The organism is Patiriisocius sp. 208BN25-11, assembly GCF_058147145.1.
In genome coordinates this window covers 1-15,573 of the sequence record NZ_JBYVJY010000009.1, presented here as the reverse complement: position 1 = coordinate 15,573, position 15,573 = coordinate 1, and the positions used below count along the sequence as shown (strand labels likewise).

Below are 15,573 nucleotides of genomic sequence, written 5' to 3'. Positions count from 1 at the left end.
TTTAATACTGAAATGTGCACTCTAATGTAGTCAAAATTTCTTAATTAAAATTCAAGAATCATTGCTTAGATAAACAATCAAAATACGTTTGCAAAAATACTTAATTAATTTTCTCAAAATTTAATTGCCCACGCCATACCAATCCATTGATCTTTTTACTTTTGGAAGTTTTAAATTGTACTTATACTTCAGAAGTTAAGTCAATAAATGTATGCTTTTCATAAGGAGTCAAAATACTGTTAGGAAAACCAGAAGCAATAAAATTTAATTTTCCATCTCTTAAAACAATATTAATGATCCAATTAGAGCTAGGTCTATCTGTCCAAAGATATTGCCCAGTATATTCCTTTAACATTTCAGAAGAAATATCAAAGGTATTAATAGTTCTTTGTGTATGTGTATTCCAGTTGTAGGTATAAGAAATTGATTTTAAGATTTCTTGTACTAAAGGTGCTGTGTTTCCATTGGTGAGTATCACAACGGCATCACCAGAATTTGTAAAAGCTACAAAGTCTGCAAAAAAACCTTCATTTTTACCATCATGTGCAAATCTTAATGTATCTCCTTCTCCATCAATTCTAATTCCTAAGCCCCAATTGTTTTTTCCTTTTGCAAACATTAAATCAATGGTTTCTTTTTTTAAAAATGCATTCTTTTTTCCTGCAATACTATTTTGAATTTCGATACAGTATTTAGCAACATCTTCTGCAGTAGACCACAAACCACCTGCAGCTTTTTCGGGGTAATTGTGCCAACCTCCCGCTACCACATCTCCGTTATTTTGATGTGCAGCACTCACATTTTTGTATTTCGAGCTATCTAAGGGTTGTTGAAAAGTAATGTTTGTCATCTTTAATGGCAGTAAAATCTCTTTAGTCATATAGTCCTCAAACGATACACCAGTAACATCTTCAATAAGTTTTTGCAGAATTACATAACCACCTCCAGAATACCTCCAAGTTTCTCCAGGAATATTTTCTACAGCAATAATTCTTGAATTTCCTTCACCATTAAGAACTTCTATGGTTGTTGGCATTGCTTCATCCTGAGAATAGCCGTCAAACCCATGCCCATTTAAACCAGCAGTGTGGTTTAATAATCTTCTTACCGTTACCTTTTCATTTTTTGTAAATTCATTTTCTGAAATTTTCCAATCTTTTAAGTAATTATTTACATGAACATCTAGCTCGATAGATTTGTTTTCTACCAATTTTAAAATACCTAATGCTGTAAATGGTTTTGTAACTGAAGCAATTTGGAATAAAGTTTCCTCATTTACCAAATCATCTCTTTCTGCATTTCGTTTTCCATACCCTTTGGACCAATGAAGTTTACCGTTTTTTACAACAGCTATACTTACCCCGGGAATATTGTGATGGTTCATTCGTTCTATTAGGTTAAAGGTATTTATAGGCTCATTAGCTATTAAAACAGGCGGTAAGAGGTTATTCTCAAACGTTTTAATTTCTTTTGCTATATTTTGAGCTTTAGCTGTATTGCATGTCAAACAAGTAACAAGGATTAGTACCATTGTACATAGAAATAGTGAAAGTGTTTTTTTAGTTTTCATGGCTAGTTGTTTTGTTTAGTGAATAGCACAGGATCTTGATCTAAGTTGATGGCTATACTATTTATAGATTTATCTTCACTATCTTGAAAATCAAAATTCATGAAATTCCAATAGGTGAGTGGTATTTGTGTTGTGTGGTGATCAATAAATCTATTGTTTTCTGTATATTCTAATCTAAATTTTGTAAGTGGAAAATCTGCATAAAGCGTTTCATTTTTTAAAGTAATTTTAATTTCTCCAAACCCTGGATGCTCATAAGTACCCGTATATTTTGACAAATTATAGGTTGGTTTATTTTTTGGATCCTGTATTGTAGGAGTGTCTATTGGCGCTATGGTGAATGCTTGGCCAAATCTGGTTTCTAGTTCATTTTCTTTAAGTTCTGGATACAAACGTTCTACAATTCTATTGGTGATTTTAGCAGCCAATGACGTTGTAGTTTGATTTGATAAAACAACAATACCTAATTTTTCTTCAGGATATAAAACAACATTTGATACATAACCAGAGGTGCCACCAGAATGTTCAACACGCTTATAACCTTTGTGCATCCAGTTTCCCCAACCATACCCGTAATATCTCGCTACTGGATTAAGGCTATCTCCTGGATTATCAGGTAATTTGTTTAAAAAGCCTGTTGCAGATTTCACATATTTTTTTGAAAGTACTTGTTTGTTTTCAAAAGCCCCTTCATCAAGCCATAATTGCATCCATTTTGACATATCATGAACAGAGCTATAAATAGATCCCCCAGCACCTCTTGTAGACATGTCTTCCTGTAATACTTTGCTTGGCGTAATGCTATCTACTGCATAACCGTGTGAGAAATTTTTGTTTGTAGAAGCTTGTTTCCAATTTGGATAACTATTAGTCATTCCTAAGGGATTAAATATTTTTTGTTGCCAGTTGTCTTCCAGACTTTTACCAGAAGCTTTTTCTGCAACCATTCCGGCTACCGAGTACATTAAATTATTGTAAATCCAGCTTTTACCCACACCTGTTGTTGGTTTAATATATTTTATTCTAGGAATTAACTCGTATTTGTCTGGTGTAATAAATAAAATAGCGGTCGACTCTGATGGCCAACTATTTACTCCAGTACTATGTGTTAACAGATTCTTGATCTGAATAGAATCATTCATTCCTTGATTAAAAAATTCAAGGTTTGGTAAATATGTAGCGGGTTTGTCTGAAAATTTTAGTTTACCATCATCTTGTAATGTTCCTAATACACTTGCTGTAAATGCTTTGGTGCATGATCCAATACCAAAAACCGTATGTTCGTTTACAGGAAGTTTGTTTTCATAATCACGATATCCATAGCCTTTAGAATATATAGTTTTTCCATCTTTCACAACAGCAACTGCTACTCCAGCAGCATGGTGTTCTGCAATTAAATTTTCAATTTCTGAATCTAAACCAAGAAGGTTATTTTCTGTGTTTTGTTTTTCTTGAGCACAGGCGCTTATACAAAATAACAGTGCTATAAAAAATACTATGTTTACAATTGTTTTCATAATAATTGGTTTTATAATTGATTGGTAGCTTAGTTAGTTTGACTTTCTCTTTTGGTGAAACTTTTATGAATGATTTTCCATTTGTTTTCCAATTTCAGCAGCATTAAATAATCGATAAAAGTTAAGCCTCTACTAGGCATTTTAATTTCAATTTTTGCCATAGCTGCGTCACCTTCTTGATCTATTGAAATTATTTTCCCTTGTCTATCGTTTTTTACACCCGATTTTATATTGCTTATGTAATGCTTTCCAGACCAGATTTCTAATTCACTATTTTTAACAAAATAGAGGTTAAAGTCTTCATGAAAAGCCTTTTTTAAACGTTCGGGTTCGCCATTTGCAGTACCTTCAATATAATGATTGAGTACTGTTGTAATTTGCTCATTTTCAGTTTGTGAATACACTGTGATGGTAAAAAACAGTGTTGCTAGTAATAGATTTATTTTGCACATAATTATTAGTTTTTGTGCAAGATCAAAAAATAGTTTTTACTAGAGGTTTCTTATTATAATATAGAAGTTCGGATTTATAAAACCGAATTAATTCCCCTGCTTTCTAAAGGCTGAAGGTGTGATTCCAACTAGGTTTTTAAAGGTAGTAAAGAATGTTGATTTTGAATTAAAACCACTTTCATAACCAATGGCTTCTATGGTGTAGTTCTTATTTGAAACTAATAATTTTTTCGCTTCTTCTATTCTATATTCATTAATAAATTGGGAAAATGATTTGCCTAAATTGTCATTTAAATATTGCGATAGGGTATGGGGCGAAATTTTAAATGCTGTTGCTACATCTGCCATTTTTAAATTAGCATTTTTAAATAACTTGTCATCCTCAATGAGATGGAGTTTGGTAGATATTCCATCTGCGACTTTGGTGTCAATTTCTTTGTTTTTATAACGTATTTTTTCATCAAAGAATAAGGTTCCTTTTTTTCTTCTGAAAATGAACACTAATACAACTAAATATAAAATAAAAGAAAATGATAGGGCACCTACAATATAGGATGTAAATGAACCTACAAAATAGCCTATCCATATAAAAGTGGTGCCAAAAAAGATGCTGCTTAGCCAAAGATCTTTATCACTAAATTTTTCATTATTATTAAAAAACTTTTTAAGTATAGGCCATACTATAAATCCAGAAAAAATGATATAAGCAAGCCATTGATAATAGATGATTCTAACAAAATAATTGACCCATAATCCTCGATGTTCTTGGTATGGGTATAAAATCCCTATAACAGTGATTAGTAATAAAATAGGAACGATGTGTAGTAACCACTTGTATTTCTCAAATTCTTTACTTTGATACCGAAGATATAAATACAGGAATGGCCCAATTAATAAGCAAGCAGAAAGGCCAATTTGAAGAAATGTTGTAGATAAATCTGGAACAAAATAAAAGAAAACAGATTTTATAATACGAATGCTTAGCACAAATAGTAATAGTGCTAAAAAGTAATTTGAGGCGATTTTAGTTTTTGTTGCTTTAAACCCAAAGTAAAAACTTAAAATAAAACCATTAAAAGCACCCAGGGCGCTAAAAAAGAAAATAAGTTGACTCTCAATATTCATACTAGGCTATAAGTTTATGATGTCAAATGTTTGTTATATTGAAATTGAGGATAAGGCTTTTAAAAACATATAAATTTGTTAGCTAAGTTACTTTAAAATAACGTAATATTAATTATATAACATTTCAGAACTTAAATTACACTAAGAAATTCAGGTTTTACATTCTTATTTATAGCTCAGTTTAATAAAATCTTAGGAGTATTTTTTCCTCATTTGCTCACCTAACTGTTAAAATTTCTCGAAGCCTTATATCATTAGAAGACGATCCTAACATAATTCTAAAATCACCAGGTTCTACAATTGCCTCTAGCTCTTTATTTAACATGGATAACATTTCTGGTGTAATCTCAAATAATACGTTTTTAGATTCTCCTTTTTTGAGATGAATGCGTTGAAAGCCTTTTAACTGCATTACTGGTCTGGCAACACTTGCCAATTCATCTTTGATATAAAGTTGAACTACTTCATCACCATTATAGTTTCCCGTATTGGTAATTGTGCAGCTTACAATTGTACTTTCTGAGGTGTTTATTGTGCTTTTGTCAAGTTTTATATCACTAAATTCAAATTGGGTATAACTCAAACCAAAACCAAACGGGAATAAGGGCTTTCCAGATAAATTAATGTAGTCATCACCACGTCCAGTAGGCTTATGGTTATAAAATAATGGTACCTGAGCTACATCTATAGGAAATGTAATAGGTAATCTCCCCGCAGGATTATAATCTCCAAAAAGTACATCGGCAATTGCTGTTCCACCTTCATCACCTGCATACCAAACATCCAAAATCGCTGGGATATTTTCAATCCAATTTTTCATGGTTATGGCACTACCTCCTGTTAATACTACAATACTAGGAGTTCCGGTTTGTGCAACTGCTTTAATGAGTTCTTCTTGGTGTCCAGGCAACGTTAAATAGGCTCTATCTCTAAATTCTCCTTCTTCAATCCCTACACAAACAATAGCAACTTCCGAATTTTTTGCAACAGTTACAGCATTTGCAATTTCTTTTTGCCAATTGTTTTGGATACCAGCATTCCAGATGAGTTTAAACCAAACATTTCCAGTTGTTTCGTAAAATTCTACTTTGATATCGTATGTTTTTTCTTTCTGAAATGTGAATGGTTTGGTAATTTGCTGTACCGTTTGTTTTTTCCAGTTGTCAATCACTAATTTGTTATTAATGTATAAGCGATAGCCATCGTCTCCTTTTATTCCAATATCTATAGGGCCACTTTGTGGAGCAATTAATTTTCCTGTCCATTGTGCCGAATAATAATCATAATTTATGTTGTTTTGATCTGGAGAAAAAAGGGTCCATCTAAAATCAATATTTTCGTCAATCCTCGTCAAGGCTGGTTCACCTTCAAGGTTGATGTTGTTATAATATTTCGCCTGTAGTCCAGCTTGCTTTTTACCATTTGCTAGATGAAAAAAGTGGTCTTTTGAAATAGCAATAAAACCTTCTGTTGTTCTTTTTGAACCTTCTGCATATGTTACCTTAGCAATAGCTCCAACTTTGTTTTTTATACCTTCTAAAATGCTCACTGGGGTATTGCCCGGACCAGAATAACCTCCTAATCTTGCTTCATCTGCATCTGGGCCTATCACGGCAATCGATTTTACAGATTCTTTAATGGGAAGTGTTTCTGCTTCATTTTTAAGAAGAACTATTGATTCTAAAGCCGCTTTTTTTGCCAATGCTTTGTTATTTGCAACACTATTGTGATTTTCTAGATCCTCAACATTTACATAGGGGTTTTCAAATAAACCTAGTTTAAATTTTGCATATAAAACACGACGAACAGAATCATTGATTGCTTTTTCATCAATCATTCCTTTCTCAAAGGCTTCAAAAAACAATGGATAGTGATCATAAGACGTTTGAAAAATCACATCTAAACCACCTTCTAGAGCCTGTTTTGTTGAGGCGGCATAATCTTTAGCTGTAAAGTGTAGCACATTTGCACCTCCAACAGCACCTGCATCAGAAATCACAAAACCATCAAAGCCCCAATCCTTTTTTAATGTTTCGTTTAATAGTTTTGTGCTGGCAGAAGCTTGTGTTCCGTCGATAGAATTATAAGACGTCATTATAGACATAGCTTTTCCTTCTTGAATACTTGCTTTGAAAGCAGGGTAGTAGACTTCTTCTAAAATGCGGTCGTTGAAATGAATAGGGTAAGAATCACGTCCGCCATTACCAACATTAGCCACAAAGTGTTTTGGTGTGGTGATAACGCCTCGTTTTTCAAAAGCCTTGATATAAGCCACGGCCATTTTTGAAGTTAAAAATGGATCTTCACCATAGGTTTCTTCTACGCGTCCCCAGCGTACATCGCGGGCTATATTTATTACGGGTGATAAATTTTGTCGAATTCCTCTTGCCCTAACTTCCTTAGCAATAGCAGCAGCCACGGTATCCATAAGCTTTGTGTTGAAGGAAGCTGCTAGTCCAATAGCTTGCGGAAAAACTGTTGCATCTTTTCTAATCAAACCATGTAAGGCTTCATCAAAAGGAATAATAGGAATGCCAAGGCGTGTTTCTTCCAAAAAGTATTTCTGCATTTCGTTAATCTGCAATGCAGTTTGTTTTGCTGTTCCACCTTCAGCATATGCTAAAGCCTGCTCTGTATTATTGCCAGAAGCACTTTTTGTTGCCACTTGAAATCCAAAAATGCCATGTTTGTATTTTTCTTTTCCTTCGGAAATATTACCAGGAATCATAAAAAGTTGCCAGAACTTCTCTTCAAGCGTCATTCTTTCCAGCAAGTCATCAACACGATTGTCGATAGACGCATCTGGATTTTTATACACGAGTTGATCTTTCTGCTCACAAGAACTACTAATTAGCAATACTAAAACAACAAACAGTGAACGAGGAACTAGCTTCATTTGTTTATTTTAATTTTGAAACTTTAAATGTCCATACAAACTCACTCGGCGGATTATTTCGAAGTTTTTTGGGAATGGAAACCGTAAAGCCTTTCTTATTTGGAACCCATTTAAGGGGTTTGTTATGTCCTAAAAGTTTTACAGTGCCACCTTTTATAGGTTGGTGAGCATTTATAGTAATGGTTGCAGGTATTTTTGTTTCATTCTCTGCAGCCATATAAAAGAAATAGGCATTCCCATTTTTTTGTTGGGTCATGCAGATATTATTTTCCTTATAAGGCGCTAGGGTAGTGCTATTATAGATTGCTTCGCTGTTTATAGTCATCCAATTTTCGTAATCTTTTAATAATCTATAAGCGCCGTCTTGCCATTCACCATCGGGTGTAGGAGCAATATTCAAGAGTAGATTTCCACCTTTGGCTACAATATCAACAAGCATTTGCACTCCTTTATGTCCAGACATATATACAGCATCATGAGTGTATGCCCAACCACCGCCAGAGATGATACACGATTCCCAGGGGTAGGGAAGTTCTTTTTCTGGCACTCTGTTTTCTGGTGTCAAGTAGTTTTGATTTTTGCCATGTACAGCTCTATCAACAACAATAAGTCCAGGTTGTTTAGTCCTTAAGGTATCTACAAGTTCATCCATTCTAATGTCTTGAGATACCATCCTGTGTTTGATAAAACCATTGGCGGCTTTATTTTCTGCGAATTTCTCAGCGTAGTTTTCGTCAAGGTTGAGTTGGTCGCGTTTTTTTACCCAACCACCATCTAGCCACACAATATCAATATCTCCATAATCTGTTGCTAATTCTAACAATTGATTGTGTGTAAATTGAACAAAATTCTCCCATTTTTCAGGATACAAGGCAGGATCATAGTTCACATTTCTATCAAAAGCAGGCCAATAGGGATCCCAATAACTTTTATGGTTCCAGTCTGGTTTTGAGAAATAGGTACCCACCCACATTTCTTCTCCTCTAAAGGCATTAAAAAGCTCTTTGGTAATATTTGCCTTTGGATTTGAACTAAAAGCACATTCAGGATCTGTTACTTTGTAATCTGTGTATTTAGAATCGAACATTGAAAAACCATCATGGTGTTTGGTAGTAAAAATCATGTAACGCATTCCCGCGGCTTTAGCTGCTTTAGACCATTTTTCGGGATTAAATCTTACAGGGTTGAATGTTTTTTTTAGTCCTTCGTATTCTTTAACGTATTCATAGTAATTGTCTGGATTACTTCCTTTTTTACGTTCACACCAGCCATAATCTTCTGGACAAATAGACCAAGATTCTACAATGCTCCATTGGCTATATGCTCCCCAATGCATTAATAATCCGAATTTAATATCTTGCCATTGGTCTAATTTATCAAGTACTAAAGGGTCTGTTTCTGGCACGTAGCGTTCATCTTCTAGAATAGCTTGAGAGTAAGAATAATTAGCTATAAACAGTAAGAGAAGTATTATATATTTTCTCATTCTTTATTTTTTTGAATTTCAGGAGATTGCATTAATCACAACGGTTTTGTAAAATGTTCCGATGCTGGAATACTTTCGCTAAGTTACTTGATTTATATCAAATTTCAATAATGCGAGTATTTTCCGAAAAGGAAAATGCTAAGCAATGGAAGGTTTACTTTGTTGGCAGTAGTTTTTATTTTTTTTGGATTAGTTCCATTGTATATTCCAATGCAGTATCTAGATTATTCAGATAATCTTCAACAGTAAGTACGCTATTATGATGTGGTAATACGCCTGATTCATCTGAAATGGAATCAGCATTGGTAACATGTGTAAATCTACCTACTAAATAAAAAACGCCTGTATTTGTTAGACGAAATATTCGTTGTCCACCAGTATAAAAAATACCTCCGTTTGATTCCTCACCAACAGTTACACCTATGTTATTATGCTTTGATAGGGCAAGGAGCTGACCAGTGGTAGAGCCTGCTCGACCGTCTGTTAAGAAGTAGACATTTCCCTTAAATCTATTTTTAAATGGATTTAAGGGTTTGAGTTTTGGACTATTATCTGGTGCTACTTTAAAATAAGTAAAGGGTTCTTTCGCTAAATATTGTAGCAAATGCGAAGCACCCCAAGAATTTCCTCCACCATTTCCTCTAACATCAATAATTAAACTTTTACTATTCTTGTTGTTAATCTTTTTAAAACTATCATCAATAAAATTCCTTAAAACAGAAAACTTACTACCGTAAAAATCCCAATGATTTATTGTCATTATGGCTGTAAGTTCAGTATTATCTACAAAATCAAGACATAGCGTTTCATCACAAGTTCTTAGACTTCTGAGTTCTAATTTATAAGTGTCTAACATTTCTAGCTCAATAAGTTCTTTGTTATCGTTAATTACTATTTCATAACTCGTTGGAAATCCAAAAGAATAAGGTATAAGTGCCGTCGATTGCCAGTTATATAAATGTCTTTTAGCGGGATTTCCTACTTTTCCTTGTGACTTAATATGCTTATTGATGTCTGTTATAATTTCTGCACTGGTTTTACCATTTATGGTTTTAATTTCTGCTCCTGGTTTAACTTTGTCGTTATTGATTAACGGATTTACAACATAGAGTTTGTTTTCAACATTGAACAATTCCATCGGAAAACGTAAACTGTCTGGAAGCATCTCACTTTCTTGTCCGAAATACATTGGAAGACTACTATGTCCGCAATTTATGTTAGCGACAATTTCGCTACAATGCCAGATAAATTCGCTGTATGTGGTTTTATCTGTTATTAAGTTTTTCTTTTCTTCGACCACTCTCCAAAAATCCTGTTTTGGCATAAATTTATATGGATGCGGATTGGTTTCGGTAAGCGACTTTGCTAATTCATCCAGATCATCTAAATACTGTTGTTTCTCGTATATTTTATCAAATTTATTTGTATCTCTATTTCTATATTGAATGTTAATTATTGCTATTTCGGCATTCTCGTTTTTAGAATTCAGTTCTAGAGATTTTTTATAATTTTTTATAGCTAATTTTGTGTTTCCGCTTAAAAGATATGCTTCGCCTAAACTATCATAAGAATTAAACCAGTTTGGAAATTCAGTAACTAGTAGTTCAAATATTTTTATGGCATCTTCAATTCTGTTATCATTAATTAATTGATAGCCTAAATTATTAAGTTCGTTTTTGTCATTAAAATTGTATATTTTGGGTTTTTCTTTTTTTAGCTTATTGTAATATACAATTGCAGCATCAATATTATTGTAAGAAGTTTCAACTAAAGCTGATCTAATAGATTTTTGGGATTGTGATTGACAACTACTAAAAACAAAGATAGTTAGTAATAAAAGAATAAATTTGTTGATTTTCATTTTGATTTAATTATGGTTGCTGCAAATTAATATAAATCTAAAAGAGTAAGAGTTAATGTTGCTACGGTAAGAAGTACTGATTTATAAAAAAGTACTTATTGTTGAGATTTAAATTTTGCAGGTGTAGTATTTGTTGCCTTTTTGAAAGCCTTGTAAAAAGCTGATTTAGAATTAAATCCACTTTGATTTCCTATTGCTTCTATTGTGAACAAAGAATTGCTTTTTATTAATTGTTTCGCTTCTTCAATTCTATATTCATTAATCAATTCATTAAAATTTTTGTCTAATTCATCATTAATCAATTTAGATAATTCATGATTAGAAACACCTAATTTTTTAGCCACGTCTGAAATTTTCAAATTTGGATTTGTAAATAATTTTCTATCAGTCAAAATAGTATCTAATTTTTTAATATGAACTTTATTGGTATCAGAATGTGTTATGTCTTTTTTCTTTTTTCTTTTTTCAAAAATTTTTGAAGCTATTTTCTTGTTAAAAAGAATAAACAGAAAGAATGCATAAAAAAGTATCGAAAAAAATATTGAACCTCCTATAAAGTACTCAAAGGATGCGAATGTGAAGAATGTCCATATAATTAGTATAGCAGTTGAAAGAGCTGAAAGCCATTTGATTCGTGGGAAATTTTTATAGTTAGTTTTAATGAAAACACTGGAAACTAATATATAAACAAGCCACTGAATACTTATGATTGGAAGTATAATCGTTTTGTAAAGTTCGTTGTGGTTTTTAAAAGGAATAAAAAACATAAAAACAACAGCTAAACAAACCCACAATGCAATATGAAATTTCCAATGTTTTATCCAAAATGATTTGGGTTTAAGGATACTTAATGTATAATTAAAAAACAACGGACCTATTAGAAAAAAAAAAGATGGTCCTGATTGCAAAAACCAGATAGGCTCTTCAGTAGAGAATGCATAAAATAAAGATTTTAAAACTCTAAAGCTTAATATCAATAGGAAGTATCCGAAAAGTCTATGTTCTAACTTAGAATAAGATTTACTTAACGATAAATAGAGTGCTAATATAAGGCTATTAAATGCTCCAATAGCTCCAAAGAAAAATAATATTTGAGATAAATAATTCATTAATTCAAATTTATCATTTTCTTTTAGAGTAGAGTGAACTCAAATTACTGCCAACGGTTTTGTAACGCAATCCGATGCTGGAAAGCGTTCGCTAAATTACTTTAAATTTCTCGAATAAGAGTAATGCTTATTTTTTCAGAATAGTAAATAAACTAAGCATTTGAAGCTTTACTTTGTTGTAAGCTGACTTTTTACAATTCAAATTTCTCAAATGATTTCCCATTATATTTATAAACTCCAGCGTTATGTGTTCCGAGCCATAGAACACCTTTGTTGTCTTTATATATAGAAAACAGTAAAACATCAGTTTCACCATCTTTAATTGGATAATGAATTAGTTCAGTTCCATTACTTCTCCATACACCATTATCGTAAGTTACCATCCACAAGTCTCCGTTATTGTCCATAGTCATGGACATAAAATATAAACTTTCTAATTCTTTACTTTTTACTCCAAAATCTCGTTGATACTTTATTGGTTTGAGCTCATTAGACTTTGTGTTATCTGACAATATTTTATATTTATATTTCGTATTACAAATCCAGATATATCCATCTTTATCTTCAATAATTGAACGAATGCCGAAAGAACCACCTTCAGGTGTTTCTGTTAAATGTTTTTCATACATCCAACTAACCTCATCCCCATCATATTTATATACTCCTAAATTGGACGTACCAAACCAAATATTACCTTTTGAGTCTTTATAGATATAATAAACTCCATAAGGATTGTAACTAGCATTTGGGTTAATAGAATTGAATTCGTTCTCCAATTCATTTTTCGGAAATTGTAAATGGTATAAATGTATCCCATCAAATCGATAAGGTCCGTTATTATTCCATCCCATTCTAAACCATAAATCGTTCGGTTCTGATTTCCATTCATTTTTGACAGAACTATTTTCTACTATCTCTAAAGTTGTAAATTTTTGCCCATCAAATTTGCTCACTCCTTTTGTTGTGTCGAAGTAAATGTTTCCAAATCTATCTTCTTGTATTCCCCAAATATTGCTTTCAATAAGTCCATCTTTATCAGTATAAAGAACTAGATTTTTACCATCATATTTATAAGCTCCTTTGTCATTGCCTCCAAACCAAAGGTTATTATTAGAGTCTTGGAATATCTGTAATATTTTTTGGTCAAGCCTGGAAACAGTCTCACCCAGAGCAATAACTTTTTCAGGTGTATCTGAGTTTTTAGATTTATTTTGACTGTTGCATTTAAAAAATGTTGTTAAAATTCCAAAGATTAGAACAACTTTAATAGTTATCATTTTTAAACCCATTCTATTTTTTGTTTGTTCTCGATTTTTAGCTTGCTTACAACGTGTTCGTGTATGGTTTCGTTGCGTTTGCACTAAGTTAGCAAATAAACAGAAACCCATTGTTAAGAAGCAACCTAAATTCCGATAGGAATTTCAGCCGTAATGAACTATAGCCGTTGTTACCCAAAGGCTTTTACGCTTTAATTCGTTACGTAAAGTGTTGGTTCAGTTATTCCTTTTTTCAAGTACATTTCTTTATTCATCTCAAAGTGCATTTCCGTCATTCCATTTAGATATTCTTCTAGTGGTTCAAGTCCAATTGATTTTCTTCGGTTATTGACATTTATACTATCCTCTAATTTTTTCGGATATGCCTGGGCATTGTTGAAATTATAAGTTACTTGTGTACCATATATTTGGGCTTTTCCAGTATTCAAATTTACTCGGTCTACTAAAAGTCCGTAGTTTGTTGAATTTGCATTTTGTTTGTCAACCTCTTTCTTCATTTCCGCTAAAACTTCTTTCTGGAATTCAGGATTATGGTCAGAATGTTGAACAATCAGCCAAAAGTTTCTTGAACCATTTTCTCCAGCTAAATCAAAACCTACAAACCCATATTCATCAAAAGTTTCTTGGGCTCGCTTTTGATTTTGAAGATAAACGCTGTCTTTAAATACTTCCCATTGTTCTTGTGTCAGTTGAGAATATTGTTCAGTTGGAAAAGCATTAGACGCAGCAATTTGGTCTGTATCCACCATTTTGCCCAGTTCATCGGCTAATTCTTGATTAAACTCTATTTTCTCTTCTGCTATATTTTCGTCCGTAGCCTTTTGTTTGCAACTAAATAGAGTGAAACTAATTATGAATATTCCGATTATTTTGTTCATCGCAGAATGTTTTTTTCAGCTTGTGGGTAACGGTTAGTATATGAAAAGTAGGCGATTACAAAGCACAAAGCTTGATACGAGCCAGAAACCTTGATTTCACTACTATTCCGCCTATTTTTTATATACATTGTTACCAGCCGTTTTTCATTTTTTCAGCTTTAATTTCTTCAATAATTTCACGTTTCCCCTCCCAGTCGTTTTCGACAGTTTTTAAAAGAAATTCTGCCTTTTCCAAGTATTCTCTTGAGGTTACTTTGTCCTTATTTAGTGTTGTGCGTCGTTTTTTTACTTTTTATTGATTTTGAAAAATCTATGTTCGTCACAGATTTTATCATTTTTTAAAATCGCATTTTTGAATATTCCTTCCTTTTCATATCCATTTTTTTCAAGAACTTTCATTGATGCTGTATTATATTCGAATACGCCTGTATAAATCCGATTTAGGTCAAGTTTGTCAAATCCATATTCCGTAATTAATTCAACAGCTTTTGTTGCAATTCCATTTCCCCAAAAAGGTTCTCCAATCCAATATCCAATTTCAGCCGATTTTTTATATACATCCTTTTGGATTACTAATCCTATTATACCAGATAGTTTTCCTTCGTATTCTATTCCAAATGTCTGTTTAGGATTCTCTTTTTTCGTTAAGTTTATAAAAAAATCAGCATCACTTTCCGTATATGGAAAAGGTATGTAATCTCTCAAATTGTTCCAAATCTTTTTATTATTTGCAAGTTTTGCCAATTCAGTTTTTTCTGATAATTCGAGAGGCCTTATTTTGATTTTTTGTTTCACTTATAGTTTTTTTAATTGCATACATTTACCTGCTAAATACAGTCCGATGAGAATTGATTTATTCTATTAATTACGTAGTAACTTTCCACATAATGCCAAATTTGTCAATGCAATTACCATAATAAGATTCCCAGAATGTAACGTGCATAGGTAAGGTTTTTTGTCCACCTTTTGAAAGTTCGTTATATAGCTTGTCAGCTTCATTTTTACTATCTGTATGAATTATAAGACCAAAGTTGCTATACCCTTTTGACTTTTCATATCCTTCAGTATAGTCCGCTCCATTCAAACTTGTTTCTTCACTAATATCCAAAGTGACGTGCATTATTTTATTTTCGTCAGTTTCTTGGAAAATGTGTCTATCTTGTTTTGGAACATCTTTATAGCGTCCAATGTATGAGACCTTTTTTCCAAAAACTCCTTCATAAAAATTGAAGGCTTCTTCACAATTACCATTAAAATAAAGGTAGGGATTCATTCTTGCCATAGAGCTTATTTTAGATTATTATTTGATTTTTTATCAATGCGCAAATGTCTTGTCCTGAAATATGGCTACAGGTTAAAATTGATTTTACGCTGTTAATTTATATACCATATTTGGTGTTTT

Annotated in this window: 12 protein-coding genes; all 12 read right to left on the bottom strand. The window is 32.4% G+C overall.

The features are described from left to right. Positions 1–181: 181 nt before the first annotated feature. Entirely contained in the window at positions 182–1,570 is a 1,389-nt protein-coding gene (locus tag ACY2RS_RS10945) for a serine hydrolase domain-containing protein (RefSeq protein WP_490098696.1), read from the bottom strand. A 2-nt stretch (positions 1,571–1,572) separates the two neighbouring features. Further along, positions 1,573–3,087 (bottom strand): serine hydrolase, encoded by a 1,515-nt coding sequence (locus ACY2RS_RS10940; protein ID WP_490098695.1) that lies wholly within the window; start codon positions 3,085–3,087, stop codon positions 1,573–1,575. 29 nt (positions 3,088–3,116) lie between these two features. Continuing rightward, positions 3,117–3,539 (bottom strand): nuclear transport factor 2 family protein, encoded by a 423-nt coding sequence (locus ACY2RS_RS10935; protein ID WP_490098694.1) that lies wholly within the window; start codon positions 3,537–3,539, stop codon positions 3,117–3,119. An 87-nt stretch (positions 3,540–3,626) separates the two neighbouring features. Beyond that, positions 3,627–4,664 carry a helix-turn-helix domain-containing protein gene (locus ACY2RS_RS10930; RefSeq protein ID WP_490098693.1) on the bottom strand — a complete coding sequence of 346 codons (1,038 nt, stop codon included), beginning with the start codon at positions 4,662–4,664 and terminating at the stop codon, positions 3,627–3,629. 217 nt (positions 4,665–4,881) lie between these two features. After that, a complete protein-coding gene (locus tag ACY2RS_RS10925; RefSeq protein WP_490098692.1) occupies positions 4,882–7,560 on the bottom strand; it encodes a glycoside hydrolase family 3 C-terminal domain-containing protein in 2,679 nt (892 codons plus the stop codon). 4 nt (positions 7,561–7,564) lie between these two features. Further along, positions 7,565–9,046: an alpha-L-fucosidase gene (locus ACY2RS_RS10920; RefSeq protein ID WP_490098691.1), complete on the bottom strand. Its 1,482-nt coding sequence runs from the start codon at positions 9,044–9,046 to the stop codon at positions 7,565–7,567. Between the two features lie 175 nt (positions 9,047–9,221). Continuing rightward, positions 9,222–10,907, bottom strand: a complete 1,686-nt coding sequence (locus ACY2RS_RS10915) for a S41 family peptidase (protein ID WP_490098690.1) — start codon at positions 10,905–10,907, stop codon at positions 9,222–9,224. Positions 10,908–11,002: 95 nt separating this feature from the next. Beyond that, on the bottom strand, positions 11,003–12,016 hold the full coding sequence (locus tag ACY2RS_RS10910) for a helix-turn-helix domain-containing protein (protein ID WP_490098689.1): 1,014 nt from the start codon (positions 12,014–12,016) through the stop codon (positions 11,003–11,005). Between the two features lie 191 nt (positions 12,017–12,207). Further along, positions 12,208–13,305 (bottom strand): ligand-binding sensor domain-containing protein, encoded by a 1,098-nt coding sequence (locus ACY2RS_RS10905; protein WP_490098688.1) that lies wholly within the window; start codon positions 13,303–13,305, stop codon positions 12,208–12,210. 179 nt (positions 13,306–13,484) lie between these two features. Then, a complete protein-coding gene (locus ACY2RS_RS10900) occupies positions 13,485–14,171 on the bottom strand; it encodes a DUF6624 domain-containing protein (protein WP_490098687.1) in 687 nt (228 codons plus the stop codon). 285 nt (positions 14,172–14,456) lie between these two features. Further along, on the bottom strand, positions 14,457–14,966 hold the full coding sequence (locus ACY2RS_RS10895; RefSeq protein ID WP_490098686.1) for a GNAT family N-acetyltransferase: 510 nt from the start codon (positions 14,964–14,966) through the stop codon (positions 14,457–14,459). A gap of 70 nt (positions 14,967–15,036) precedes the next feature. After that, positions 15,037–15,453 (bottom strand): VOC family protein, encoded by a 417-nt coding sequence (locus tag ACY2RS_RS10890; protein WP_490098685.1) that lies wholly within the window; start codon positions 15,451–15,453, stop codon positions 15,037–15,039. Positions 15,454–15,573: the final 120 nt, after the last annotated feature.